General features: G+C 64.3%; 24 protein-coding genes. 11 read left to right on the forward strand and 13 right to left on the reverse strand.

Annotated elements, in window-relative coordinates:
• Nucleotides 1–11: 11 nt before the first annotated feature.
• The 8 genes from DGA31_RS09085 to DGA31_RS09120 are packed head-to-tail and all read right to left on the reverse strand — an operon-like array spanning nucleotide 12 to nucleotide 6,792.
• Complete coding sequence (locus DGA31_RS09085) at nucleotides 12–971, reverse strand: PDR/VanB family oxidoreductase (protein WP_109512310.1); 960 nt, start codon at nucleotides 969–971, stop codon at nucleotides 12–14.
• Between the two features lie 30 nt (nucleotides 972–1,001).
• Entirely contained in the window at nucleotides 1,002–1,742 is a 741-nt protein-coding gene (locus DGA31_RS09090; protein ID WP_109512311.1) for an SDR family NAD(P)-dependent oxidoreductase, read from the reverse strand.
• Between the two features lie 11 nt (nucleotides 1,743–1,753).
• Complete coding sequence (locus DGA31_RS09095; RefSeq protein ID WP_056839976.1) at nucleotides 1,754–2,230, reverse strand: aromatic-ring-hydroxylating dioxygenase subunit beta; 477 nt, start codon at nucleotides 2,228–2,230, stop codon at nucleotides 1,754–1,756.
• 14 nt (nucleotides 2,231–2,244) lie between these two features.
• Nucleotides 2,245–3,519 (reverse strand): aromatic ring-hydroxylating oxygenase subunit alpha, encoded by a 1,275-nt coding sequence (locus DGA31_RS09100; RefSeq protein ID WP_056839977.1) that lies wholly within the window; start codon nucleotides 3,517–3,519, stop codon nucleotides 2,245–2,247.
• Nucleotides 3,520–3,570: 51 nt separating this feature from the next.
• Nucleotides 3,571–4,092 carry a nuclear transport factor 2 family protein gene (locus DGA31_RS09105; RefSeq protein WP_109512312.1) on the reverse strand — a complete coding sequence of 174 codons (522 nt, stop codon included), beginning with the start codon at nucleotides 4,090–4,092 and terminating at the stop codon, nucleotides 3,571–3,573.
• Between the two features lie 10 nt (nucleotides 4,093–4,102).
• On the reverse strand, nucleotides 4,103–4,465 hold the full coding sequence (locus tag DGA31_RS09110) for a hypothetical protein (RefSeq protein ID WP_056839979.1): 363 nt from the start codon (nucleotides 4,463–4,465) through the stop codon (nucleotides 4,103–4,105).
• Nucleotides 4,466–4,483: 18 nt separating this feature from the next.
• Nucleotides 4,484–5,656, reverse strand: a complete 1,173-nt coding sequence (iacA, locus tag DGA31_RS09115; protein WP_109512313.1) for an indole-3-acetate monooxygenase — start codon at nucleotides 5,654–5,656, stop codon at nucleotides 4,484–4,486.
• Between the two features lie 14 nt (nucleotides 5,657–5,670).
• The gene (locus DGA31_RS09120; protein ID WP_109512314.1) at nucleotides 5,671–6,792 is read right to left on the reverse strand and encodes an amidase; all 1,122 of its coding nucleotides are present in this window, start codon (nucleotides 6,790–6,792) and stop codon (nucleotides 5,671–5,673) included.
• Nucleotides 6,793–7,349: 557 nt separating this feature from the next.
• Here DGA31_RS09120 and DGA31_RS09125 point away from each other — a divergent pair.
• From DGA31_RS09125 to DGA31_RS09175, 11 genes are all read left to right on the forward strand, one after another.
• Nucleotides 7,350–8,507, forward strand: coding sequence for an ABC transporter substrate-binding protein (locus DGA31_RS09125; RefSeq protein ID WP_197977070.1), 1,158 nt, complete (start codon nucleotides 7,350–7,352; stop codon nucleotides 8,505–8,507).
• A 251-nt stretch (nucleotides 8,508–8,758) separates the two neighbouring features.
• On the forward strand, nucleotides 8,759–9,796 hold the full coding sequence (locus DGA31_RS09130; protein WP_056839982.1) for a branched-chain amino acid ABC transporter permease: 1,038 nt from the start codon (nucleotides 8,759–8,761) through the stop codon (nucleotides 9,794–9,796).
• Complete coding sequence (locus tag DGA31_RS09135) at nucleotides 9,793–11,580, forward strand: branched-chain amino acid ABC transporter ATP-binding protein/permease (RefSeq protein ID WP_109512315.1); 1,788 nt, start codon at nucleotides 9,793–9,795, stop codon at nucleotides 11,578–11,580. Before DGA31_RS09130 ends, DGA31_RS09135 begins: the two co-directional genes overlap by 4 nt.
• A gap of 3 nt (nucleotides 11,581–11,583) precedes the next feature.
• A complete protein-coding gene (locus DGA31_RS09140) occupies nucleotides 11,584–12,342 on the forward strand; it encodes an ABC transporter ATP-binding protein (protein ID WP_056839984.1) in 759 nt (252 codons plus the stop codon).
• A 10-nt stretch (nucleotides 12,343–12,352) separates the two neighbouring features.
• Complete coding sequence (locus tag DGA31_RS09145; protein ID WP_109512316.1) at nucleotides 12,353–13,348, forward strand: ketopantoate reductase family protein; 996 nt, start codon at nucleotides 12,353–12,355, stop codon at nucleotides 13,346–13,348.
• A 25-nt stretch (nucleotides 13,349–13,373) separates the two neighbouring features.
• Nucleotides 13,374–14,144 (forward strand): class II aldolase/adducin family protein, encoded by a 771-nt coding sequence (locus DGA31_RS09150; protein ID WP_056839986.1) that lies wholly within the window; start codon nucleotides 13,374–13,376, stop codon nucleotides 14,142–14,144.
• A 10-nt stretch (nucleotides 14,145–14,154) separates the two neighbouring features.
• Nucleotides 14,155–15,690, forward strand: a complete 1,536-nt coding sequence (locus tag DGA31_RS09155) for a methyl-accepting chemotaxis protein (RefSeq protein ID WP_109512317.1) — start codon at nucleotides 14,155–14,157, stop codon at nucleotides 15,688–15,690.
• 58 nt (nucleotides 15,691–15,748) lie between these two features.
• Entirely contained in the window at nucleotides 15,749–16,222 is a 474-nt protein-coding gene (locus tag DGA31_RS09160; protein WP_056839988.1) for a MarR family winged helix-turn-helix transcriptional regulator, read from the forward strand.
• Between the two features lie 167 nt (nucleotides 16,223–16,389).
• Nucleotides 16,390–17,208, forward strand: coding sequence for a class I SAM-dependent methyltransferase (locus tag DGA31_RS09165; protein WP_109512318.1), 819 nt, complete (start codon nucleotides 16,390–16,392; stop codon nucleotides 17,206–17,208).
• A 276-nt stretch (nucleotides 17,209–17,484) separates the two neighbouring features.
• Nucleotides 17,485–17,913: a DUF2231 domain-containing protein gene (locus DGA31_RS09170; RefSeq protein WP_109512319.1), complete on the forward strand. Its 429-nt coding sequence runs from the start codon at nucleotides 17,485–17,487 to the stop codon at nucleotides 17,911–17,913.
• On the forward strand, nucleotides 17,910–19,202 hold the full coding sequence (locus DGA31_RS09175) for a PQQ-dependent sugar dehydrogenase (RefSeq protein ID WP_109512320.1): 1,293 nt from the start codon (nucleotides 17,910–17,912) through the stop codon (nucleotides 19,200–19,202). The genes DGA31_RS09170 and DGA31_RS09175 overlap by 4 nt, the downstream gene beginning before the upstream one ends.
• A gap of 61 nt (nucleotides 19,203–19,263) precedes the next feature.
• Here the strand turns inward: DGA31_RS09175 and DGA31_RS09180 are convergent, their stop codons facing one another.
• From DGA31_RS09180 to DGA31_RS09200, 5 genes are all read right to left on the reverse strand, one after another.
• A complete protein-coding gene (locus DGA31_RS09180; RefSeq protein ID WP_241509554.1) occupies nucleotides 19,264–19,683 on the reverse strand; it encodes a hypothetical protein in 420 nt (139 codons plus the stop codon).
• Nucleotides 19,684–20,108: 425 nt separating this feature from the next.
• Entirely contained in the window at nucleotides 20,109–20,420 is a 312-nt protein-coding gene (locus tag DGA31_RS29965) for a hypothetical protein (protein ID WP_109512321.1), read from the reverse strand.
• Nucleotides 20,421–20,513: 93 nt separating this feature from the next.
• Nucleotides 20,514–21,503, reverse strand: coding sequence for a methyltransferase (locus tag DGA31_RS09190; RefSeq protein ID WP_056839993.1), 990 nt, complete (start codon nucleotides 21,501–21,503; stop codon nucleotides 20,514–20,516).
• Nucleotides 21,500–22,858, reverse strand: a complete 1,359-nt coding sequence (locus DGA31_RS09195) for an iron-containing redox enzyme family protein (RefSeq protein ID WP_109512322.1) — start codon at nucleotides 22,856–22,858, stop codon at nucleotides 21,500–21,502. The genes DGA31_RS09190 and DGA31_RS09195 overlap by 4 nt, the downstream gene beginning before the upstream one ends.
• Nucleotides 22,859–23,008: 150 nt before the next feature.
• Nucleotides 23,009–24,169: an acetyltransferase domain-containing protein gene (locus DGA31_RS09200; protein WP_109512323.1), complete on the reverse strand. Its 1,161-nt coding sequence runs from the start codon at nucleotides 24,167–24,169 to the stop codon at nucleotides 23,009–23,011.
• Between the last annotated feature and the right edge of the window lie 35 nt (nucleotides 24,170–24,204).

Here is a 24,204-nt window from a genome sequence, read left to right on the forward strand (position 1 = left end):
GGTCGTTCTCCTCAGATATCCAGCACGAGTTTTTTTGTTTTGGCCCGCGAACAGCACACCAGGATCTGGTCGTTGCCGGCTTTCTCCTCGTCGGTCAGGTACACATCGCGGTGGTCCGGTTCGCCTTCGAGCACATCGCACAGGCAAGTGCCGCATACGCCCTGCTCGCAGGAAATCTCGATCTTGATGCCGACCCCGGCCAGCGCGTCGAGAATGCTTTGCCCCTCGGCGACCTGCACGGTCTTGCCGCTGCGCGCCGCGACCACTTCGAAGCTTTCGCCACTGGCGTCGACCTCGACCTGGAAGTACTCCTTGTGGATGTGGTCCTCGGCGTAGCCTTGCTGGCGCGCGCCGTTGATGACCCACTCCATGAAGCCCGAAGGCCCGCAGGTGTACATGTGCACGCCGCGTTCGCCCTGCCCCAGCACCTTGACCAGGTCCAGGTTCTGCCCGGCGCCTTCATCATCGAAATGGGTGATGACCTTGTCGGCAAACGGCGCCGCTTGCAGCTGTTCCAGAAAAGCGCTGCGGCTGCGCGAGCGGCCGCAGTAATGCAGTTCGAAATCCTCGCCGCGCTGTTGCAGTGCGTAGGCCATGGCGATCATCGGCGTGATGCCGATGCCGCCGCCCAGCAGGATCGAGCGCCGCGCGCCGGCCACCAGCGGAAACAGGTTGCGCGGGGTGCTGATCTGCACCGACCGGCCTTCGAGCAGTGTGTCGTGTACGCCGACCGAACCGCCGCGCGAGGCCGGGTCACGCAGCACGCCCAGGCGATACAGGCTGACATCGGCCGGGTCGCTGCACAGCGAATACTGGCGCACCAGGCCCGGGGCGATGTGGATGTCCACATGCGCGCCGGCTTCGAACAGCGGCAAGGGCGCGCCATCGGCGCGGGTCAGGTCCAGCACCACCACGCCATCGCCCTGCACCTGGCGCTTGCTGATGACGACATTCAACAGTTGTTCATTCATGGCTAATTCCTTGGGTTGGGCACCGATCAATCAGCGCATGAACAGGCCGCCGTTCACGTCCCAGGTCGCCCCGGTGGTGAACCAGGCTTCAGGCCTTGCCAGTTGCACGATAAGGTCGCCGAGAAAATCCGCATCGCCCAGGCGCTGCACCGGGATATTGCCGATGAGGCCGGCCAGGCGCTCGGCCGGCACCGCGGCATGCACCGCCGGTGACTCGATCGGGCCTGGGGCGATGGCATTGACCGTGACCCCGCGGGCGGCGAATTCCTTGGCGAAGATCTTGGTCAGGGTCACGATGGCACCCTTGCTGGCGGCATAGTGCGCGCCGGTGGCGGTGCCGCCGTTCTGTCCGGCCAGCGAGGCCATGTTGATGATCCGCCCGTAGCCGGTCTCGGCCAGGTGTGCGCCGAGCACCTGGCAGCCGAGAAACACGCTGCGCAGGTTGACGCTGACCACCGCGTCGAATTCCTCGGGGCTGATCTGCATCAGCGGCGTGGTCTTGGTCACCGCCGCGTTGTTGACCACCACATGCAGGGCGCCGAAACGCGCCAGCACCTGGGCCAGGGCCTGCTCGAAATCATTTTTGCTCGACACGTCCAGGCGCACCGCCAGGACCCGCTCGCCGCTGCTGTCGAGCTGCGCGGCGGCGCTGATCGCGGCCTGTTCGTCGCGGTCGCTGACCACGACGTGATAGCCGGCTTCAAGCAGGCGGGCACAGAAACTCAAGCCAAGGCCCTGCCCGGCCCCTGTCACCAATGCAACCTGGTTCATGGTCGGGCTCCTTAAAGGATGTAGCCGATGCCCGCGAGGGTATCGTCACTGTTGATCAGGCGGACCAGCTTGCGCTGGATCTTGAAGCTGCCTTCATGGCGGACCAGTTCGTAGACCAGGTCAGCGCTGTAGTGCTTGAGGCTGTCCTTGCGGAACTCGCGCACGTTCTGCGCGCAGCGCACGGTGACGTTCTGGCCATCATCGACCAGCACGCGGAAACGCGAGAGCGTGCGCACCGTGCGTGGCTGCGGGCTGGTCGAGATCGACTCGCCCCCGGTCAGGCGCTGCACGCGCAGCTTGCGCATGTGGTGATCGTCGTAGGCGTAGTTGAGGGTGTTTTCAAAGTCTTCTTCGCGCGGGTCGATCGGGATGATGTAGGTGCCCTTGTCGCTCCACAGGTTCAGCCAGGTGTCGAATTCGCCGTGGTCGAGCATGTCGCCTTCGGCCCAGATGAAAGCGGTGACTTCTTGCAGCAGTTGAATGTTCATGGGGTTCTCCGGGCTCAGGCCGACATCATCTTTTTCCATTGCTGGTACGCCGCACGCATGCCGGTCTCGGCACTGACGTCGGACACCCGGCCGTCTTCGCTGGGCTGCTCGCCTGGCAGGCCACGGTTGAGCATGATCCACAGCTCTTCACCGGCACTGGCGCCCTTCTGCACGCGCTCCCAGGCCTCGGAGTCGTCCGGGGTGCCAAAGCCCATCGGGCCCTGGAAGTGCTCGTGCAGGCGCAGGCGGTAGCGGTTGGCCGCTGCCGGGCCGCCGTCCATGGTGATCACCGAGTGATGGATCTCGGTCTCGGTCACCGAGATCGGCTGCAGCACCCGGAAGAACGCCATCGAACAGGCGACGTTGGGGAACAGGTTGAGGTTGAAGCCGGTGCCGCCCACGGCGCGTACGATACGGCGCACCTGCTGCTCTTCCAGGCCTTCGTCACGCAGCTCGGCGGCCAGGGCCTCGAAACGCTCGGGGATCGGTTTGTCCAGGTCCGCTTCCAGGTCGATCAGGTCGGGAATCATCACCATCACGCTGTGGCCGTTGCCCAGGTCCTCGACGTAGCCGGGGCCCTTGACGAAGTCGAACAGCTCCAGGGTCTGCTCGTCGACCGACGACAGAAAGCTCTTGTGTACCAACGGGAAGTGGTAGGCGTCGGTGGTGTTTTCGAGCTGGATCTTCCAGTTACCGGGGAAGCGGAAGCGGTGTTCGCCCGGCACCTTGATGCCGTAGCCGGCGCCCTGCTTCATGAACAGGTCCATCCACTTTTTCGCCGGGCCCAGGAAGTCCACCAGCGGCTCGATGTCGTCCTTGAAGGTGGCGAAGATCATGCCGGCGTAGCTTTCAACCCGCAGGCTGACCAGCGGCAGCTCGGCCTTGTCGATGCAGTCGGCGTAGCTTTCCGGGTGCGGAATGGCACGCAGCGAACCGTCCAGGCCGTAGCTCCAGCCGTGGTACGGGCAGACAAAACTGTTGGCCTTGCCCTTCTTGTGTTCGCACACGGTGGCACCGCGGTGGCGGCAACGGTTGAGCAGCACATGCACGGCCTTCTTGCGGTCGCGCACCGCGATCACCGGCTGCTTGCCGATGTAAGTGCTCTTGTAGCTGCCGGCGTCGGGGATCTCGCTTTCGTGGGCGACCCACACCCAGGTGCTGTAGAAAATCTTCTGCAGCTCGGCATCGAACAGCGCCGCGTCGGTGTACAGCGCGGTGTGGACGCGGTCGGCCTTGACCAGCTCGGCGGGGTCGACCGCCAGGTTCACAGCGGGAATCAGGTTAGTCACGGTGTCTCCTCGTCGGCTCTGCTGGCCGACCGTTCAAGAATGCGGTGTGGTTCACTGCGCCTGGCGGTCGGGGACCGGCAAGGGCGCGTCGCTGTTCCAGCCGCTCACGGGGCGGCCGAACAGGTTTTCGGTAGTGAAATGCGCCATGCGCCACTGCCCGTCCTCGACCGCAAAGCGCACGTTCAGCCGCGCGGCATTGAGGTGTGAGGCACCACTGGCAAAGGTGCTGGTCTGCAACATCACCCAGCGGCCGGTCGCCGTCTCACCGTCCACCTCGATCAGTTCGCTGGTCAGAAAGTGCACGTTCAGCGCAAAGTGCGCCGGTGGCTGCATGTAGCCGGCAAACATTGCGGCGATGGCCGTACGGCCGCGATAACCACCGAAGCTCTTGGCGTAGCGGGCGCCCTTGCCTTCCCACACCGCGTCGGTGGTGAACAGCGCGGCCAGTTCATCCAGCGGAGTGTGTTCGTCCAGGGCGTCGCACAGCACCATGTAGCGGTTCATGCAGGCGCGCACGGCGTGCTCGCTTTCGAAACGGCGCAGGCGTAGCTCATCGGTCGGGCTCAGGCTCATGGCGGCGTACTCAGGTGCGCTGGATGATCAGTTCACGGCCCACGCGGGCCTCAACCTTGGCGTAGCGCCACAATTTGTACGGGCCATCGCCCACGGCGGTGCTGCGAAACAGGTTGCAGGCGGCATGCACAGTCTCGATGTCCGGGACATCGGCCAGCAGGTACGTGGTCCACGGAAAGCCATCGGACGGCCCGACCATGCCCTGGTCGTCGTCCATGTTGCCCAGCACGCTCACGCCGGGCAGGTCATGGATGCCGTTCCACATGGCGCTGAACGCCGCCCACACCTGCAATTGCTCTTCGCGCGCGGCGTCGAAGAAGTTCTGGTTGATGCCCATGCAAAACAGCACACGCAGGCTCTTTTTCTCGCTCATGACTCGTTCCTCGAACAGTTACAGGTAGCCCGGCATGGGCTGTTTGCCGAAGAACATCGCTCCGGCGTTCTGGTAGGTGATGTCGCCCATGAAGGCGTGCTGGGTGACCACTTGCGCGTCGTTGACACAGCGTGCCAGGGGACTGGTGTTGTACACGCCGCTCATGCCCGAAAGCATTTGCGCGGTGCGCGCCACTTCGGCCGCCACCCGGGTGGCGTGGGTCGATGACAGGCGCAGCAGGTTGGTGGCCTCGGCCGGCACCGGGTCGCCGGCCAGCACATGGGCCCAGGCCTGATCGATGGCTTCGTAGAAAAACGAACGGGCGGCGCGCAAGGCGGCCTCGGCCTTGGCCACATCCACCTGCGCCAGCGGGCGGTCGGCCAGTGCCGGGGCACCGGTGACCGAGATCCGTCCCGAGGCCATGCCCGCCAGTTCGTCCAGCGCGGCGCGGGCCACGCCCAGGCCGACCACCGACAGCACCTGGGTGGCGAACGACAGCGACGGGTAGCGGAAGAACGGCTCGGTCAGGTTCGGCGCGCCGCCGCGCACGAAGGTCCACTCCTCGGGCACCACCACATCCTCGACCACCAGGTCGTGACTGCCGGTGCCCAGCAGGCCCACGGTGTCCCAGGTCTGTTCGATGCGGGCACGGCTTTGCGGCATCACCGCCAGGCGTGGCAGGTCGAGCTTGTCACCGTTTTTCGGGGCAATGCCGACGCCGATCAGGTCGGCGCCCATCGAGCCGCTCGAATACTTCCAGCGGCCATTGACCTTGAAGCCGCCGCTGACGACCTCGGCCGGCTGCGGCGGGAAGATGCCGCCGGCAAACACCGTGTCGGGACCGTTGGCGTACACCTGTGCCAGGGTGTCCAGTGGCAAGGCGGCCAGGTACACAGGGCTCATGCCGAAGCTGGCCACCCAGCCGGCCGAACCGTCGGCGTGGGCGATGCGCTCGATCATTTCGCAGAACTGTGCCGGCGAGCATTCGCACCCGCCAAAGCGCTTGGGCACCAGGGCGCGGTACACGCCATGGGCCTTGAAGGCGTCGATGATGTCGGTGGAAATATGCCGCTGGCGATCGAACTCACCCTCACGGGCGCGGTGGCGAATGGTCTCGAGCAAGGCGTCGAACGCAGCGCCCGAGGCCAGGTGAGCGGCGGGGTCTAAAGCCGGCACGGTGAGGGAATTCATGAGAGGCTCCATGATCAGGTCCGATTGCTATAAAGGCGTTGCAGCAGCAAGCCTGCGGCGGCCAGCAAGGCTTCGTCGGCGCCCTTGGCACCGACCAGTTGCAGGCCGACCGGCAAGCCGTGCGGGCTGCCCAGCGGAATACTCAGGGCCGGATGGCCGGAGAGGTTGAACGGCCTGACCAGAGCGGTCATGCCCAGCACCGCACGGGTGTCGGCGGCTTCATCGAGGCGCAGTGGAAAGTCCGGCATGGTCGGCAGCACCAGCACGTCATGCGCGGCCAGCGCGGCGTCCACTTCAGCGGTGAATTGGCGGCGCACCGCTTCGGCTTCGGCCAGCGCCGCCTCCGAGGTGGCACCGGCGGCGGCCAGGCGCCCGGCGATGTCGTCGCCGACCTGTCCGGTTGCCAGCAGATGACCGCAGGCGGCGAAGGTTTCGCGGTTGATCACCACCATTCCGGCCTCATAAGCCGCCTTGAAAGAAGGCAATTCGACCCGGCTCAGCGGTTGGCCACTGGCGGCCAGTGCGGCATCGATGACCTGATGCACCGCTTCGCTGGCCGGCACGTCGATCACACCGAGGCGCACCTGCGCCGGCGGCGTCACCGGCCGGTAGCCGGGGTCGATGGCCTGCATGGCGGTTTCAAGCATCGGCAACGAGGCCGCGAACGGACCGACGCAATCAAGGCTGGTGTGTGCAGGCATCACGCCACGGCGGCTGACGCGGCCAAAGGTCGGCTTGAAGCCGAACACGCCGCAGCAGCAGGCCGGAATGCGGACCGAACCGCCGGTGTCGGTGCCCAGGCTGAAATCGGCCAGGCCCGCCGCGACCGCCGCCGCCGAACCGCTCGATGAGCCGCCCGGAATTTGCTCGGGGAAACGCGGGTTGAGCGCGGTGCCGGTATGGCGATTGATGCCGGTGGTGCCGAAGGCCAGCTCATGCAGGCTGGTCTTGCCGATCAGGCGGCAGCCGGCGGCCAGCAGATGATCGACCACCTCGGCATTGGCGGTGGCGGGCACGGCGCTGTCCAGAGCGCGGCTGGAGGCACGGGTGGCCACGCCCTTCACGTCAAGGGTGTCCTTGACCATGACCCTTGGGCCGTTGCCACCCATAGAGAGTTGTTCCACGACGATCGTCATTTGCGCTACCTCGTTCGAACCGATTGCCCGCTGGCGTCCGGCTTTTTTCAAACATCGCTCAAATTTACTTGAATCGTCAACTGAATTTTCAATGGAATATTCAAAACCTTTTTGGTGCGTGATTTTGGCTTTGGCACCGAAAGGGCGCAGTCCGTTAAAACCGTAAAATGGCCATTAAAAAACTATTTTTTCTTTAAAAACATATAGATATAAGAAACCACCAAAAAATAGATTCAAATAGTCGCAGCGGACGACTATGCTCAGCCCTGTGCAGAAATAGACAAAAAGATTCACCAAATAAAAAATTTTCCGCCAAAAAAGAGCATAAAAATGCCTGAAAAAATCCGCTCAAAAAACCTGCTCAACGCCTTGATTTCAGTGCTTTTCGCCCTGTCTGGCCGCGCCGTTTCGCCGTCTTCACTTCCCTCATCGCCACGCCCTGCCAGACCGCGCCCAGCCTCGGTGCGCGCCAGTCACTGGCACGCAACCTGCTATCGATCCCCTGACTTCCTGGTGCCCTCGACGCCCTGGCCGACTTCCGTTCAATGGAGACTGTGATGAAAAAACTACTGACCGCCGCCTTGCTGTCCGGCGCTGCCGGCCTGGCCCTGGGCTGGACCCCCACAAGTCAGGCCGAGGTGAAGATCGGTGTGATCACTTCCTCCAGCGGGCCGATCGCCCAAGTGGGGATCCCGCAGAAAAACAGCGTGGCGCTGATGCCGACCACAATGGGCGAACAGACCGTGCGCTACATCTCGCTGGACGACGGCAGCGACCCGACCGCCTCGGTCAAGGCCTTCAAGAAGCTGGTCGATGAAGAAAAGGTCGACGCCATCATCGGCCCGAGCGGTTCGCCCAATGCGATGGGGGTGATCCAGTTTGCCGCCGCCTCCGGCACGCCGATGCTGGCGCCGGTCGGTACAGCAGCGGTGGTGCTGCCGATGACCGAGCAGAAGAAATGGGTGTTCAAGACCACCCAGAACGATGACCTGATTGCCCAGGCGCTGATGCAAGACATGCTCAAGCGCGGCATCAAGACCCTGGGCTTCATTGGTACGGCCGACCCCTACGGTGAGAACTGGGCCAAGGTCATGGGCGCGCTGGCCGAAAAGAACGGTCTCAAGATCGTCGCCAGTGAGCGCTTCCAGCGCCAGGACACCTCGGTGACCGGCCAGGGCCTGAAAGTGCTGATGGCGCGCCCGGACGCGGTGCTGATCGCCGCCCCCGGCAGTTCGGCGGTGATGCCACAGACCACGCTGTTCGACCAGGGCTACAAGGGCCAGATGTACCAGACCCATGGCGCGGCGCTGGAGCAGTTCCTGCAACTGGGTGGCAAGAAGGTCGAAGGCACCATCCTGGCCGCCAGCCTGATGCTGGTGCTGGACGAAATGCCCGATGACCACCCGTCCAAGGCCATCGCCCGCCAGTACATCGACGCCTACAAGACCGCCTACGGGCAGACCCCGGCGACCTTCGGCGCCAACGTCTACGACGCCGGCCTGCTGCTGGAAAAAGCCATCCCGATCGCCAGCCAGAAAGCCGCACCGGGGACGCCGGAGTTTCGCGCCGCGCTGCGCGATGCGCTGGAGCAGACCCGCGAGCTGCCCGGCACCCAGGGCGTGTACAGCATGAGCGCCGAGGACCACAGCGGCTTCGATGACCGCGGCCGCGAACTGATCACCGTCAAGGACGGCCGCTGGACGCTGCTCAAATAAGGGCCAACCCCGGTTGCGCTTCGGCTGTAGGAGCGCGCTTGCCCGCGACCGGCTGCGTCAGCAGTCGTAAATCTTCAGCGTTTCGCAGATTTTAAATGCCATCACAGTCATGAATTTGTGGCGTTTCAGAAATTTTGCGAGCGCTGACGCACTCGGTCGCGGTGGTCCGGCATTCCGGCAGAGCGCACCTACCGCCACGTTTCCAGACCTGTGCCCATAAAAACCGTATTCAGCCTTGCGAGAACCTTCCCATGAATGTCCAGATAGCCCTGCTGCTGGGCCAGGACGGCATCACCAACGGTGCCATCTATGCCCTACTCGCGCTGTCGATATTGCTGGTGTTCACCGTCACCCGCGTGCTTCTGATTCCCCAGGGCGAATTCGTCACCTACGGCGCCCTGACCATGGCCGCTATCCAGGCCGGTCACCCGACGCCACTGGCCTGGTTGCTGCTGGCCCTGACCCTGATCGAGGCCGTGCTCGACGTCGTGGCGCGCTACCGTGCCGGGCGCGGGGTGCGCATTGATCGGCGCATGCTGGTCAAGGCCGGCTATTGCGCGCTGCTGGTGCTGGCCGTGTACCAGCTGCCGCTGGCCAGCCTGCCGATGGCCGCCCAGGCCGTGCTGACCCTGTGCCTGGTAGTGCCGTTGGGGCCGTTGATGTACCGCCTGTTCTTCCAGCCCATCGCCGGCGCCACGCCGCTGGTGCTGCTGATCGTGTCGATTGCCGTGCACGTGGCCATGGTCGGCCTGGGCCTTTTGCTGTTCGGCCCGGAAGGCGCACGCACCAAACCGTTTTCCGAAGCCGGCCTGGCGCTGGGCCCGGTCACCCTCAACAGCCAGACCCTGTGGGTGCTGGCGCTGTCGCTGGTGCTGATCACCACCCTGTTTCTGTTCTTCGGCCGCAGCCTGTATGGCAAGGCCCTGCAGGCCACGGCGGTGAACCGCACCGGCGCACGCCTGATGGGCATTTCGCCGGACCTGGCCGGCAAGGCGACCTTCGGCATGGCGACCTTCATCGGCTGCCTGTCGGGGATTCTGATTGCGCCTATTACCACGCTGTATTTCGACTCCGGCTTTGTCATCAGCCTCAAGGGCTTCGTCGGCGCCATCATCGGCGGCCTGATCAGTTACCCGCTGGCGGCCGTGGGCGCGGTGGCGGTCGGCCTGGTCGAGGCGTTCTCGATGTTCTGGGCCAGTAACTACAAGGAGGTGATCGTGTTCACCCTGATCATTCCCTTTCTGCTGTGGCGCTCGCTGCTCAGCCATCACGTGGAGGAAGAGGCATGAAGCCCCGTCACCTGACCCTGGCCTTTATCGCCGTCATGGGCCTGGCCCCCCTGCTGTTGCCGACCTTCCAGGTCACCCTGCTCAACTACATCGGCCTGTATGCACTGGTGGTGCTGGGCCTGGTGCTGCTGACCGGCGTCGGCGGCATGACCAGCTTCGGCCAGGCCGCCTTTGTGGGTCTGGGTGCCTACACCAGTGCCTACCTGACCACCACCGAACAATTGCCGGCCTGGCTGGCCTGGGCCGGCGGCTCGCCGTGGCTGGCGCTGCTGGTAGGGCTGGTGCTCACGGCGGTGGTGGCCATTGCGCTGGGCGCGATGACCCTCAAGCTGTCGGGTCATTACCTGCCGCTGGGCACCATCGCCTGGGGCCTGTCGCTGTATTACCTGTTCGGCAACCTTGAAGGCCTGGGCGGCCAGACCGGTATCAGCGACCTGCCGGCCATCAGCCTGTTCGGGCTGGTGCTGGACAAGGGCGAGAAGATTTTCTACCTGATCTGGGCCGTGCTGCTGGTGGCGATCGTGATCACCCAGAACCTGCTCGACTCGCGCCAGGGCCGGGCGATCCGGGCGCTCAAGGGCGGCCAGGTGATGGCCGAGTCGATGGGCGTCAATACCTTTCGCGCCAAGCTGGTGATTTTCCTGGTCTCGGCGTTGTTCGCGGCGGTGTCCGGCTGGCTGTATGCGCACACCCAGCGCTTCGTCAACCCGACGCCGTTCGGCCTGCACATGGGCATCGACTACCTGTTCATGGCCTTGATCGGCGGGGTCGGCAGTGTCTGGGGCGCGTTGCTCGGTGCCGGCGTGCTGACCCTGCTCAAGCAGTGGCTGCAGGACTGGCTGCCACTGGTGATGGGCAGCCAGGGCAACTACGAGACCATCGTCTTCGGCCTGCTGGTGATTTTGATGATGCAGCGCATGCCCGGCGGCTTGTGGCCGCTGCTGGCCAAGCGCTTTGCCCAGTCTCGCCCGCCGCGCCCGGCACCGCCAGAGGCCGAGGCCCTGGCACGTCGCACGCAACCGGCCAAGGGCGAGCTGATTCTTGAAGCGCGCCAGGTGACCCGCTGCTTTGGCGGCCTGGTGGCCAACAACGCCATGAACCTGAGCCTGCACGCCGGCGAGATCCTGGCCCTGATCGGCCCCAACGGCGCCGGCAAGAGCACCCTGTTCAACCAGCTCTCCGGCGTCGACATCCCGACCTCGGGCGACGTGCTGTTTCTGGGCCAGCGCATCAATGGCATCCCCTCGCGCCACATCGCCCGGCTGGGCATGAGCCGCACCTTCCAGCACGTCAAGCTGCTGCCGAGCATGACCGTGCTGGAAAACGTCGCCATCGGCGCCCACCTGCGCGCCCAGGGCGGCGTGCTGTCGAGCTTTGCCCACTTGGAGCGCAGCGAAGAGGCGCGCCTGCTGGCCGAAGCACGTCGGCAACTGGAGCGCGTCGGCCTGGGCGAGCACCTGTACGAAGAAGCCGGTGCCCTGGCGCTGGGCCAGCAACGCATCCTGGAAATCGCCCGCGCCCTGTGCGCCGACCCTTGCCTGTTGCTGCTCGACGAGCCGGCGGCCGGTCTGCGCCATAAAGAGAAACAGGAACTGGCCGCCCTGCTGGGCCGCCTGCGCGACGAGGGCATGGCCATTTTACTGGTCGAGCACGACATGGACTTTGTCATGGGCCTGGTCGACCGCATCACCGTCATGGAATTCGGCCAGAAGATCGCCGAAGGCCTGCCCGAGACCATCCAGTCCGACCCTGCCGTCTTGCAAGCCTATCTGGGCGTGGAGTGAAGCATGAACCTTGTGAACAAGCCCCTGCTCGAGATCAACAACCTGTGCGTGGCCTACGGCAAGGTCGAAGCGCTGACCGACGCCAGCCTGACCGTCGGCCAGGGCCAGATCGTCACCGTGATCGGCCCCAACGGCGCCGGCAAGACCACCTTGCTCTCGGCCATCATGGGCCTGCTGGGCTCGCGTGGGCAGGTCAATTTTGACGGGCGCCTGGAAGTGGTGCCTGAAGTGGAAGTGCTGGTGGGCCGCGGGCTTGGCCTGGTGCCGGAAAAGCGCGAGCTGTTTTCCAGCATGAGCGTCGAGGACAACCTCAAGCTCGGCGGCTTCATGCGCTACCGCCAGGGCGACCGCTCGTTCGCTGCCAGCCTGGACGACATCTACAGCCTGTTCCCGCGCCTGCAGGAACGCCGCAAGCAGGCCGCCGCCACGCTGTCCGGTGGCGAGCGGCAGATGCTCGCCGTGGGCCGGGCACTGATGGCCAAGCCCAAGCTGCTGATGCTCGACGAACCCAGCCTGGGCCTGGCGCCGCTGATCACCCGCGAGATCTTTCGCATCATTGATCAACTGCGTGGCCAGGGCGTATCGATCCTGCTGGTCGAGCAGAACGCCCGCGCCGCCCTGAAAGTCGCCGACTACGCCTACGTGCTGGAAACCGGCCAGGTGGCCATGCACGGCCCCGCGGCGCGGCTGGCCCACGACCCGCGGGTGATCGACGCCTACCTGGGCGCCGCCAGCAAACACCAGACCATGCTTGCCAGCTGAGGACATACTCATGGACGATCTTCCTTCACCGCCGAACAGGCGGGTCTGCATCGTCGGCGCCGGCGCCATCGGCTGCACCCTCGCCGCGCGCCTGGCCAACAGTGGCCAGCCGGTCAGCGTCCTGGCACGCGGCGCCACGCTGGCAGCCATTGCCAGTCACGGCGTGACCCTGACGGACCTGGACGGCGAGCACCATGCGCACGTCAAGGTCGCGGCTGACCCTGCGCAACTGGGCGAGCAAGACCTGGTGTTCATCTGTATCAAGGCGCCGGGCCTGGCCAGTCTGTTGCCGACCCTGGCACCCCTGATCGGCCCGCACACGGTGGTGGTGCCAGTGGTCAACGGCGTGCCCTGGTGGTATTTCCACGGCGACACGGGCCGCTTTGCCAATTCGCACATCGAAGCGGTCGACCCCGGCGGCGTGATCAGCCAGGCGCTGGATGTGAAGCACGTACTGGGCTGCGTGGTGTTCATCACCGCCGAAGTGCTGGCACCAGGCGTAGTCCGCGCCAGCAACCCGCACCTGATGATCCTTGGCGAGCCGGACAACAGCCAGAGCCCGCGCCTGGCGCAGGTCTGTGCGCTGATCAAAGGCGCCGGCATCGAGGCCCGGGCCAGCGAGCGGATCCGCGACTCGCTGTGGACCAAGATCATCGCCAACCTGACCTCCAACCCGTTGTCGGTGCTCACCGGCGCGACCCTGGCGCAGTTGTACGGCCAGCCCGGACTCAACGCGGTGGTGGCCAAGATCCTCAACGAAACGCTGCTGACGGCCGCCGCCTACGGTGCCCGGGTCGGCTTCGATCCGCAGACCTTCATGCAGATGGGCGCCGACATGGGTGAGGTGCGCACCTCGATGCTGCAGGACTACGAACACGGCCGCCCGCTGGAGCTGCAAGCAATCGGCGATGCGGTGATCGAACTGGCCGAGCGCCAGGGCCTGAACATGCCGGTGACCCGCGACATCCTCAACCTGGCGCGCTTTCGCAGCCAGCCGTCCCTTTGAACAGCCTTTGCCAGCAGGAACCGTCATGACCGTGAACCGCGATCAATTCATCCAGCCCGCCCACATCGACGACGCCGAATGGGCTTTGCGCGTCAAGCTCGCCCAGTGCTACCACCTGGTGGACTGGTTCGGCTGGACCGAAGCCATCTTCAACCATATCTCGGCGCGCCTGCCGGGCCCGGCGCACCACTACCTGGTCAATCCGTTCGGCCTGAACTACACCGAAATCACGCCCTGGAACCTGCTCAAGGTCGACCTGCACGGTCACAAGCTGGAGCCTTCGGACTACGACGGCAACCCGGCCGGCTTTGCCTTGCACAGCGCCGTGCACGGTGCCCGCGATGACATCCAGTGTCTGATCCACACCCACACCACGCCGATTTCGGCCGTGGTGCAGAAAAAACGCGGCTTTACCCACGACGACTTCTACGGCGCACAGCTGTATGGCCGGGTCGGCTACCACACCTTCGAAGGCATCACCCTGTTCGATGACGAGAAAACGCGGATGATCCAGAGCCTGGGCGACAAGCACATTCTGGTGTTGCGCAACCACGGCATCGCCGTGGGCGAAAGCAGCATCGACAAGGCGCTGTTTCTGCTCTGGACCGTACAGCGCGCCGCCGAGAACCAGTGCGCGGCCGGTGCGCTGGGCGGCGAAGACCATCCGCTGGAGACCGGCATCGCCGAGCGCTGCGCCGACCTGACGGCGATGCTGATCCGCGAAAGCGGCTTTGCCAGCAAATTCTTCGACGCCATGGTGCGCAAGATGAGTATTGAACGTGGCCTGAACTGGTAAGGAGCGGGTCATGCACGGATTGACCGAACCCCCGATTTCACGCCTGGATGCCGATGGCCGCTTGCTCACCTGCAACCAGGCGTATTGCGACATGACCGGACAAGACCCTGCGGCGCTACAAGGCTCTCTCTTCGAGTCGGGCCTGGCGCTGGCCATGCCACCTGTGGTGCTGGCCACGCTCTGGCGCACCTTGCGCCAGGGCAAACCCTGGACCGGGCCGGTGGTGGGTCGCCAGGCCGACGGCGGACCATACTGGAAACAGCTGTACCTGGTGCCGCTGTTCGACGACAACCGCCTGAGTGCGGTGGGCACGGCCTATTTTCCGCTGACCGCCGTCGAGCAGCAGCGCGCCGTGCAGCTATACCAGCGCCTGGCCGCCGGCCTGGCACCATGGCCCTGGTCACGGCGACTGAGCGCACTGATGCGCGAGCAGGCCCCGGCCCTGGCCGGTATTGGCGCCACATTGGCCGGTCTGGGTGCCGGTATGATCAGCCCGCTGCTCGCCGCTGTTGCAACGGGCGGCCTGCTGGTGTCTGTCGTCTACGCCCAGGCGTATCGTCGCCGTCAACAGCAAGGGCTGCTCGACGCCGGCGGTGACCATTTCAGCGACCCGCAACTGGCGCCGTTGTATGCCCACGACCCGGGCGTACAGGGCGAGCTGGCCATGGCACTGGCCAGCCACCGCTGGCGCTTGAACACCGTCATTACACGGCTTTATATCAGCAGCGAACAGTTGCGCAACCAGGCACAGGTCAGTGCCGGCGTGGTGCAGGCGGCCAGCGAAGCGCTTGAAGACCAGCAGCAACACACCGACCAGGCCGCCACCGCCATCGAGCAGATGAGTGCCACCATCGGCGAGCTGTGCAGCAACCTGCAGGCCAGCGCCAACGCTGCCGGTGATGCCGAGCAACTGGCGCTCGGGGCGCAGCGGGTGTCCGAGCGCAGCCAGGCCTCGATGGATCAGCTCGGTGCCTCGGTGGTGGATATGGGTACGGCGATGGGCGAACTGGCCAATGCCGTGGAGGCCATCGGTAACGTCGCCGACGTGATCCAGAGCATCGCCCAGCAGACCAACCTGCTGGCGCTGAACGCAGCCATTGAGGCGGCGCGTGCCGGTGAGTCCGGCCGGGGCTTTGCGGTGGTCGCCGATGAAGTGCGCGGGCTGGCTTCGCGCACCGCCGCCTCCACCGAAGAAATCCAGGCCACCCTGCTGGGCTTGCGCCAGGGCAGCCAGCACGGACTGGCCATGGCCGCCAGCGGCGAACAGGCTGTCGACCAGGCGCGCAACGACGCCCGGCAGGCGCGCACGGCGCTGCAAGGCATCTGCGACCAGGTGCAGCACATCAGCGCCAACAGCCAGCAAATGGCCGCTGCGCTGGAGCAGCAAGGCCAGGTCGCCGCCGACATCACCCAGCAGATCAACCGCATCGCCCAACGCACCGACGCTGAACGTGAACGCGCCGCCCAGAGCCGCGACATTGCCCAGGCGCTGCATCAACTGGCCGATTCGCAGTCGGGCCTGTCGAAACGTTTCATCAAGGGATGATTGAAGCCGATGGAAACGTTTATCATCGCCCCTCGTGTCCAGCGCCCTTGAGTATCCGATGATCATCCCGAAGAAAAATCGCAGCCGCTATGACCCTTCCAGCGATGAGTTTCGCAAGGAAGAGTTTCCGTTCTACTGGCTGGCACGCGTGCACGGGCGCTATACCCAGGTGATGGAAAAGGCTTTGAAGAAGATCGACATGGATGTCTCGACCTGGCGGGTGCTGTGGATCCTCAAGGAAAATGGCGAGTCGAGCATTTCCGAGATTTCCACCCACGCCATCGCCAAGCTGCCGACCATCACCAAGATTGTCTATCGCATGAAGGACGACGGCCTGGTCGACACTGCCACCAGCCTGGAAGACGGCCGCGTCACCCAAGTGCGCATCACCGATGTCGGCCTGCAGGCGGTGGAACGCATGCAGGGCGCCACCCGCGACCTGTTCAAGCGCAGCTTCAACGGCCTGACCGAGGCGCAGATCCAGCGCCTGAACCGCCTGCTGGAAACGGTGTTTCACAATCTGGACGATTGATCCTGTCACGGGCAGGTCGGGGCGCCGACCGGCCCCTCCCACAGCCGATCATGGCCTTGAAAACGTGCGCCATAGAACCTGCGGTTCGGTCGACCACGGAAAATGTTTCATGGCCCTGACGGTGGTGCATGGTAGGTTCGATTCATACCCACCTTTCAGGATGAACCATGACTCGCACGCTGCTGGCCCTGACCTTTGCCACCCTGCTCGCCCCCACGGCCTCGCACGCGACTTCTTACTCGGTCGGCATCAGCGATGCGCACTATGCCGATGGACTGGCCGGCGCGTGGCGGTCCGTGGATAACCGTGCCCGCGACGGGGCACGCCACCCCAAAGAGACATTACAGTTCTTCGACCTGCGGGCCGACCAGACGGTGATCGAAATCACCCCCGGTGGCGGTTGGTACAGCGAAATCCTTGCCCCGTTGCTCAAGGATCACGGGCATTACATTGCCGCCTTGCAGGCGCCGTCATCGGGCGATTATTACCGCAAGGCCGCCGACAGCCTCAAAAGCAAATTCGACGCCAATCCAGCGCTGTACGGCAAGGCCGGATTCATCGAGTTCGACCCCAAGGCGCCGGTGTTCGGCGCGCCGGGTTCGGCTGATCGGGTGCTGACCTTCCGCAATGTGCACAACTGGGTAGTGGCCGGCGATGCACCGGCCACGTTCAAGGGGTTTTTCACTGTGCTCAAGTCCGGCGGCGTGCTGGGCGTGGTCGATCACCGCGCCCGGGATGGCGCCGATCTGCAGAGCATCGACAAGACCGGCTACTTGCCCACCGACTATGTGATCAAGCTGGCGCTGGAGGCGGGCTTCAAGTTGCAGGGCAGCAGCGAGGTCAATGCCAACCCGCAAGACACCAAGGATTACCCGGCCGGTGTCTGGACCTTGCCACCCGCCTACAAGCTGGGCGACCAGGACCGCGCCAGGTATGCCGCCATTGGTGAGTCGGACCGGTTTACCTTGAAGTTCGTCAAGCCCTGAAGCATTGCATTAGCCAGTACAGGCGAACGCAACCGGAGTGAAACACTGAACATTCACGATGGCTGACGCGACGGGTGGCGGGACCCGCGCACCTCTGTCCTGCGCGCCTGCACGAGGCGGCGACCCGTTCATGAACGTCCGCCAAAATCCTGCCCCAATCAATATTACGAAATATGTCGAGCCCTGCATAACGCTGAACTAACGCGCCGACCGTACGATCCATTTGCATGCGCGGGCAGCTTCTGCCCTGGACCGTCAACGATAAGGAGCGCCGCCGTGACCGTAACCGATCAACCCCCCTACCGAAGTGTGCCCGGACCCCTGCATGGCATCTTGCTGGGCGGCACCGTCGCGCTGTTTCTGGGCGCCTTGCTCAATGACATCGCCTACTACAACACCCAACAGATCCAGTGGAGCAACTTCGCTTCCTGGCTGATCGCCGGCGGACTGCTGTTCGCCGGACTGACCGGGCTGTTCGCGATTGCCAACCTGCTGCGCGCCGAGCACAAGGGCGGACGGGCACTGGCGTACCTGCTGGTGTTGCTGGCCGCCTGGCTGCTGGGGCTGCTCAACGCGTTCGAACACGCCAAGGACGCCTGGGCAATCATGCCGCTGGGCCTGATCCTGTCGGTGATTGTCACGCTGTTGACCGTGGTCGCAGCCTGGACCGGCTTTACCAATCTGCGCAGCGGAGGTGCACGATGAAACACGCCAGCACACTGTCGGTCCTGAGCATGGCGTTGCTGTTGAGTGCCTGTGGCGGTGAAGCAGACAGCACGCAAGCACGCGGTCCGGACCCGAAACTGCCCGAGCCGCAGCGCAGCCTGCTGCCGAGCATGAAGATCGCCGAACCCACCGCCTGGGGCGACCAGAAACCCACGGTGCCTGAAGGCTTCAGCGTCACCGCCATCGCCACCGACCTGAAAATCCCGCGCCAGACCCTGGTGCTGCCCAACGGCGACATCCTGGTGGCCGAAGGCCGTGGCGGCAACGCGGCCAAGCTCAAGCCCAAGGACGTGATCGCCGGCTACATAAAGGCGCAGGGCAATACCCAGGTCAAAGGCGGCAACCGTCTGGTCCTGTTGCGTGATGCCGACGGCGATGGCGTCTATGAATTGAAAAAGGTATTTGCCGACAACCTCAACGCGCCTTACGGCCTGGCCTTTGCCAACGGCAAGCTGTACGTGGCCAACCAGGATGCGCTGGTGAGCTTCGATTACCAGACCGGCCAGACCCAGGCCAGTGGCGCGCCGGTCAAGGTTGTCGACCTGCCTTCGGCGATCAACCACCACTGGACCAAGGCCCTGACCGTCAGCCCGGATGGCCGTTATCTGTATGTAGGCATAGGCTCCAACAGCAACGTCACCGAACGCGGCATGGAAGTGGAAATCGACCGTGCCATGGTCTGGCAGATCGACGCCCAGACCGGGGCGCACAAGCCGTATGCCACCGGCTTGCGCAACCCCACGGCGCTGGCCATCCAGCCTGGCACCGGACAGCTGTGGGCCGTGGTCAACGAGCGTGATGAGCTGGGCCCTGACCTGGTGCCCGACTACCTGACCTCGGTGCGCGAAGGCGGTTTCTATGGCTGGCCCTGGAGTTACTGGGGCCAGAATGTCGACAGCCGCGCGCAACCGCAAAACCCTGACAAAGTGGCAGCGGCGATCAAGCCCGACTACAGCCTGGGCTCGCACGTAGCTGCGCTGGGCGTGGCCTTTTCCATCCCGGCCATGGGCGAGCAGTTTGCCAACGGGGTGTTCGTGGGCGAGCACGGCAGTTGGAACCGCGACAACCCGGTGGGCTACAAGGTGATCTTCGTGCCGTTCGACAACGGTCGCCCGGCCGGCGAGCCGCTGGACTTTGCTACCGGCTTTCGCGGCACCGATGGCAAGACCCGTGGCCGGCCGGTGGGCGTGACTGTCGACCCGCGGGGTGCGGTGATCATCGCTGACGACCTGGCCAATACCGTGTGGCGCGTGACGCGTAATCGTTAAGCCACACCTGACCAAGGCCGGGCAATCAATCTGATCTGATTGCCCGGCTGCCTCGCAAGCTTCAGCCTTCGGCCACCACACAGGTGATTTCTACCTGCTCCGGGCCATGCGCCTGGCCGGCGGCCAGGTCACCGATCAGCCCCTTCTTGCTCGCGGCCTTCACCTGCTGCTGCACTTTTTTCAGGCTCTGCTTTTCAATGACCGCCGTGTAGCTGGCGCCCAGCTCCTCATTGGGGTCGATAAACACCTCGACCCGCGTCACGGGCAGGCCGAGCACGTTGAACGCCATGGCGGGCGTCAGGGTCCAGGCGCCGGGCGAATCAGGCGTCACGTCCTTGAGACTCTCGGCGGTCAGCGGCTTGCGACACTCCACGGCGGCTTTTACAGCCGGCTCCAGCGCGGTCCATTGCTGCGCGTCGAGGGCAAAGGACTGGGCCGTGGCCAACACAGGCAAGGCGGCCAGCAGCAGTTTTTTCAGCATGAGCGTGATTCCTTATCGACAAACCGGGAGAACGGTAATGAGGGCTGCCTGAACGCGGGACGTTTGCGCTGGCAGAAGGTGTGGCGAGGAGTTTGTAACCGGATATGAACATTGGTTCAGTGAACGCCTCCAGGATGCGAAAGCGCTCACCTCGGGACTGGCCCAAGGTAGGAGCGCGCTCTGCCCGCGACCGAGTGCGTAGCGCTCGCAAAATCTCGGAAACGCTGAAAATTTACAGCGAATGACCGCAAAATCTCGGAAACGCTGAAAATTTACAGCGAATGACCGCAAAATCTCGGAAACGCTGAAAATTTAAAGCGAATGACTGCAAGATCTCGGAAACGCTGAAAATTTACGACTGCTAACGCAGCCGGTCGCGGTGGTCCGGCATCCCGGCAAGCGCGCTCCTACAAACCAAAACGCGATCAGCGGCTACTGCCTGGCGAGGGTTCTTCGTCTTCATCAACCGGCGGCGGGTTGACCGGCAGGTCCGGGTCTTCGGCCTTATCATTGCGCAGCTTATCGAAAGCTTTCTCGTCGATCAGTGTGCTGTCCTGCCCGTTGCCCGACGCCGTGGTCACCAGCGGCTCGTTGGCCAGCGGCAGCGGCTCGGTGTCGCCGTTGCGGGTCGGACCCGGCTCGTTGCGCGAGTTGGGGTCGAAGCCGGTTTCGTTGTCGGTGGTGCGCGTTACCGGGCTCTGGGACACATTGCCGGGTGCGTTTTCATTGATTTCCATGAGCATTCTCCAGTCTCAGACGCAGGACATCCGCGCGTAACATAAGAAAGACTCCGGCCGGGTAAGTGCCGGGGTCTGGACGAGTGGTGCACGTCAGCGCAAGCGCGTGACTGTCAACACCACGGCGGCAATTCGTTCGGCCTGGCCGTAGCCCGGCGCATCGAGTTCTTCGCCGAAGACATCAGGGTCCATCTCGCGATACACCCAGGCCAGGTCAGGCTGGTCAATCAGCGGCATGGCGTGTTGCAGAAACAGGTCCTTGCCGTCCACGCTCGGGGCGCCGGTGTACAGCAACAATGTGCCGCCCACGCTCAAACGCTTGAGCGCCTGCTCGACGATGCGCACCGACAGCTCCGAGCCCAGGCGCTCACCGCCATCGCGATAAGCCCGGCGCTGGGTGTCCTTCATGTACGGTGGGTTGGCCACGATCAGGTCAAACTCACCGTCGACGCCATCGAGAATGTCGCTGTGCCAGGCCGAGACGTTCTCGACCTCGGCCAGGGCAGCGTTCACGGCGGTAAAGCGCAGCGCCGTGGGATTGATGTCCACGGCCAGCACCTGTGCATGCGGCCGTGCCCGGGCGATCTGAATAGCGGCGGCACCCGTGCCGCAACCGATATCGATCGCACGGCGCACCGGGTCGCTGGAGGTGCGCAGGTGCTCGCCGATGGCCTGGGTAAACCGGTAGGTGTCGGGGCCGAAGAACACCGCATCGTGGCCTACGGTGGGAAACGCCGAATGCACCAGCAGCAGATCGCCCAGGCTCGACCAGCGCACATCACTGATCCACCGGCCGGCGTGGGCGCGTATCACCCCGCTGGCCACCAGGGCTTCGAGTTCCGGACGGGTCAGCAACTCGTTATCGAACGGACGGCTCCAGCCAAAGATGTCGCGCACACTTCTGGCCACGCGGTTTTCGGGCCGCAGGTTATTACGCTGATGGCTCAGCGGCGTGATGGTAATGAAGCGATAACCATCGGCGTGCAAGCGCCGGCCCAGTTGCAACAGGGCCAGGTCACTGCCGGCATCGAGATCGTCGGCCGGCGAAAAATACGGTGCAGCGGTTGCAGAGTGATCGGTCATCGGGCGCCTCCTGCGGCAAGTAAGTGCGTGAACATGCGCGTGGCATGCAGGCCTTCGGGGGTGGCATGGTGGCTGGGCGACAGACGCTCCAGCAGGGTGGCCAACGGCACCTGGGCCTGACGCTTTTCAGGGGCCGCCGTTTCAGCGGGCGTGCGCACGGTGCGCTGGCGAAAACGGGCACGGAACGGGCGCGTGTCCTGCGCCTGCAGCCAGTCGCCGGCGATCCAGTCGTGCAGCAACTGCATCTCGTAGCCGCTGAACACACCGAACATCACCGCCCCCGGGCCGTCGATCAGTTGCCAGAAGCGACTGGACTGTGGGTCTTCGTGGCGACGTATCCAGCCCTTGTTCTGCAGCGTGGCCAGAAACGGCGCAATCTGCCCGGGCGTGGCCAGCCACTCGTTGACGGTCTTGCCATCGAGCCGGCAGTAATCGGAATGCATGCTCTGGCCAAAGCTGCGCTTGCGCTCCAGCATGCCGATCACTTCGCGCTCGATATCGAAGCCTGCAATCACCGCCTGGGTGCCGACGCCCAGGTCATTGAGGCGGTAGCCGTTGCGCAACCGTGTCATGAATTCGTCTTTGTCCGGGCAGCTGGCGAGAAAGCCATGAACCGCCTCGACGGCCTTTTGTGCATGGCCGGTGCTGGCGTTGTCGATGGTCACGTGCAAGGTGAAATAGTAAGGATCGACGCCCAGTTCGTTCAGCTCGAACGAGGTGATCAGCAGATGCAGCGGCAACTGCTCGTAACCGAAGTTGTAGCCGATCATCTCTGGCAGATACGCATCGCCCGCCTGCCCCAGGGCCAGTTGCAGGGCGCCTTGCAGATACAGCTGCTGGTCGAGTTCGTGGGTGGGCGCGCAGTCGTGCTCGTTCAGCAGCTTGCGATACAACACCACATGATTAAGGCCCGGATCGCCGTCGCCCAGCTCTTCCAGATAAGTGCGGATCAAGCCCTGGTAACGCCAGTCATCGGCGTGTTGCAGCGCACTGTACAACCAGGCGCCATCGACCAGTTTGGTCGGTGCCACGCATTGCAGAAAGTACAGGGCGTGCGCCTTGTTGCTGAAGAAGCGACGCGGCTCACCGGCATGTCGCGCCGCCAGGTACTGCGCATACTGCTCCCCTACCTGGCTGGCCCTGGCGTCCATCCAGGCGGCGAAGTCCGCAGGGTCCTCGGGCAGTTCGCACGGCAGGTCGGCGGCAGACGCCAAATGCGTGTTCAAGAACGTGGCCAGCTCGTCCGGGTCGGCGTCGGCGCCGCCCTGCAACAGCCTGTGATACAGGCTGGCAGGACCGGATGAACGAACGGATTCGACGGCAGGTTGAGTGGCGAAGCGATTGAATACGGTCATGATCGGCTACTGACTTTGTTGTATTCCTGTCAGAGGTACGACCTGCGCAAATGATTCCGCCCGATTGCATGGACGGTCATGTTCAAGTGCGGGCAACGTCATGCCGGACCGACAATAACGCTGCCCGCTGCGGGCGTCAGACGGTGCCGCTCAAAGGTACTTGAGCCAGGCAATATCCCGGCGCCGCCCCTTGAGCGCGGCAAACCAGCGCACCGCCGGAAACAGCACCACCGCCAGCACCGCCGAGCACAACCAGACCGCGCCGACACTGTCGAAACCGAAGTACTTGCCCTGGTTCAGGCCCCATACCGCCACGGCAATCAGGTACAGGAACTTGAGCACATACAGGTGCAGCAGGTAGAAGAACATCGGCGCGGCACCGAAGATCACCAGCGGCTTGAGCCAGGCGCGCTCCTGCCAGCGTTCAAGGGCAATGAGCAACAGCAGGCCCAGGCCCAGGGTCAGGCTGATGAACAGCAGCGACGGCGGGTACTTGGTGATGTTGAAAAAGCTCATCACGGTCTGCACGTCGGTGGCGCCGACGCTCCAGGGTTTTTCGCCATAGCCGTTGAGCAGGCGCAGCAGCACAAACCCGCCGAGCAGGCCCAGGCCGCTGAGCCACAGCTTGCTGCGCCGGGCCGTGGCGCTGGCCGTGCTGGCGAACCAGGGACCGGCGGCGTAGCCCAGGGCAATGACGCCGATCCACGGCAGCAACGGGTAGGAGGTGCGCAGGCGCAGGGAGTCCGACACCTCGATCCAGCCGCGATCATGCAGCACCGCCCACGGGATGTGCAGGGCCGACTCGACGCCGAAATGCAGGCCGTCGAGCAGGTTATGCCCGGCCACGATCAACACCCCCAGGGCCGCCAGCACCGGGCGTGGCAGGTAGACCAGCACCGACAGGGCAATCATGCTCAGGCCGATGGCCCAGATCACTTGCAGGTAAATCACCGTCGGCGGGAACTGGAACGTCCAGGCGAAGCTGACCAGGGTGAACTCCAGGAACACCAGGAACAGCCCGCGCTTGAACAGAAAGGCCGACACATCGCGGCGGCCGCTGTGCTTCTCGCCATACAGAAACGCCGAAAGCCCGGTGAGGAACACGAACAACGGTGCGCACAGGTGTGCCAGGGTACGGCTGAAGAACAGCTCCGGGGCGGTAGTGGCCACATCCATCGGGTCGCCGACCTGCCGGTGCAGCAAAAAGGTTTCGCGCACGTGGTCCAGCAGCATGAAAAGGATGATCAGCCCGCGCAGGGCATCGATCGAGCGCAGCCGCAAGGCAGGCTTGGGGGTGACAGCGGTGGTCATGGCGTGGAAACGTCCGTTGCGGTTTTAAGAGTGAG

Origin of the sequence: Pseudomonas ovata (genome assembly GCF_003131185.1) — a bacterium.
In the GTDB taxonomy this organism is placed as follows: domain Bacteria; phylum Pseudomonadota; class Gammaproteobacteria; order Pseudomonadales; family Pseudomonadaceae; genus Aquipseudomonas; species Aquipseudomonas ovata.

Excerpts from the sequence above, each read along its gene's own strand:
- DGA31_RS09085 (WP_109512310.1), bottom strand. The coding sequence starts at position 971 with ATGAATGAACAACTGTTGAATGTCGTCATCAGCAAGCGCCAGGTGCAG.
- DGA31_RS09090 (WP_109512311.1), bottom strand. The coding sequence starts at position 1,742 with ATGAACCAGGTTGCATTGGTGACAGGGGCCGGGCAGGGCCTTGGCTTG.
- DGA31_RS09095 (WP_056839976.1), bottom strand. The coding sequence starts at position 2,230 with ATGAACATTCAACTGCTGCAAGAAGTCACCGCTTTCATCTGGGCCGAA.
- DGA31_RS09105 (WP_109512312.1), bottom strand. The coding sequence starts at position 4,092 with ATGAGCCTGAGCCCGACCGATGAGCTACGCCTGCGCCGTTTCGAAAGC.
- DGA31_RS09110 (WP_056839979.1), bottom strand. The coding sequence starts at position 4,465 with ATGAGCGAGAAAAAGAGCCTGCGTGTGCTGTTTTGCATGGGCATCAAC.
- iacA (WP_109512313.1), bottom strand. The coding sequence starts at position 5,656 with ATGAATTCCCTCACCGTGCCGGCTTTAGACCCCGCCGCTCACCTGGCC.
- DGA31_RS09120 (WP_109512314.1), bottom strand. The coding sequence starts at position 6,792 with ATGACGATCGTCGTGGAACAACTCTCTATGGGTGGCAACGGCCCAAGG.
- DGA31_RS09125 (WP_197977070.1), top strand. The coding sequence starts at position 7,350 with ATGAAAAAACTACTGACCGCCGCCTTGCTGTCCGGCGCTGCCGGCCTG.
- DGA31_RS09130 (WP_056839982.1), top strand. The coding sequence starts at position 8,759 with ATGAATGTCCAGATAGCCCTGCTGCTGGGCCAGGACGGCATCACCAAC.
- DGA31_RS09135 (WP_109512315.1), top strand. The coding sequence starts at position 9,793 with ATGAAGCCCCGTCACCTGACCCTGGCCTTTATCGCCGTCATGGGCCTG.
- DGA31_RS09140 (WP_056839984.1), top strand. The coding sequence starts at position 11,584 with ATGAACCTTGTGAACAAGCCCCTGCTCGAGATCAACAACCTGTGCGTG.
- DGA31_RS09145 (WP_109512316.1), top strand. The coding sequence starts at position 12,353 with ATGGACGATCTTCCTTCACCGCCGAACAGGCGGGTCTGCATCGTCGGC.
- DGA31_RS09150 (WP_056839986.1), top strand. The coding sequence starts at position 13,374 with ATGACCGTGAACCGCGATCAATTCATCCAGCCCGCCCACATCGACGAC.
- DGA31_RS09155 (WP_109512317.1), top strand. The coding sequence starts at position 14,155 with ATGCACGGATTGACCGAACCCCCGATTTCACGCCTGGATGCCGATGGC.
- DGA31_RS09160 (WP_056839988.1), top strand. The coding sequence starts at position 15,749 with ATGATCATCCCGAAGAAAAATCGCAGCCGCTATGACCCTTCCAGCGAT.
- DGA31_RS09165 (WP_109512318.1), top strand. The coding sequence starts at position 16,390 with ATGACTCGCACGCTGCTGGCCCTGACCTTTGCCACCCTGCTCGCCCCC.
- DGA31_RS09175 (WP_109512320.1), top strand. The coding sequence starts at position 17,910 with ATGAAACACGCCAGCACACTGTCGGTCCTGAGCATGGCGTTGCTGTTG.
- DGA31_RS09180 (WP_241509554.1), bottom strand. The coding sequence starts at position 19,683 with ATGCTGAAAAAACTGCTGCTGGCCGCCTTGCCTGTGTTGGCCACGGCC.
- DGA31_RS29965 (WP_109512321.1), bottom strand. The coding sequence starts at position 20,420 with ATGGAAATCAATGAAAACGCACCCGGCAATGTGTCCCAGAGCCCGGTA.
- DGA31_RS09190 (WP_056839993.1), bottom strand. The coding sequence starts at position 21,503 with ATGACCGATCACTCTGCAACCGCTGCACCGTATTTTTCGCCGGCCGAC.
- DGA31_RS09195 (WP_109512322.1), bottom strand. The coding sequence starts at position 22,858 with ATGACCGTATTCAATCGCTTCGCCACTCAACCTGCCGTCGAATCCGTT.
- DGA31_RS09200 (WP_109512323.1), bottom strand. The coding sequence starts at position 24,169 with ATGACCACCGCTGTCACCCCCAAGCCTGCCTTGCGGCTGCGCTCGATC.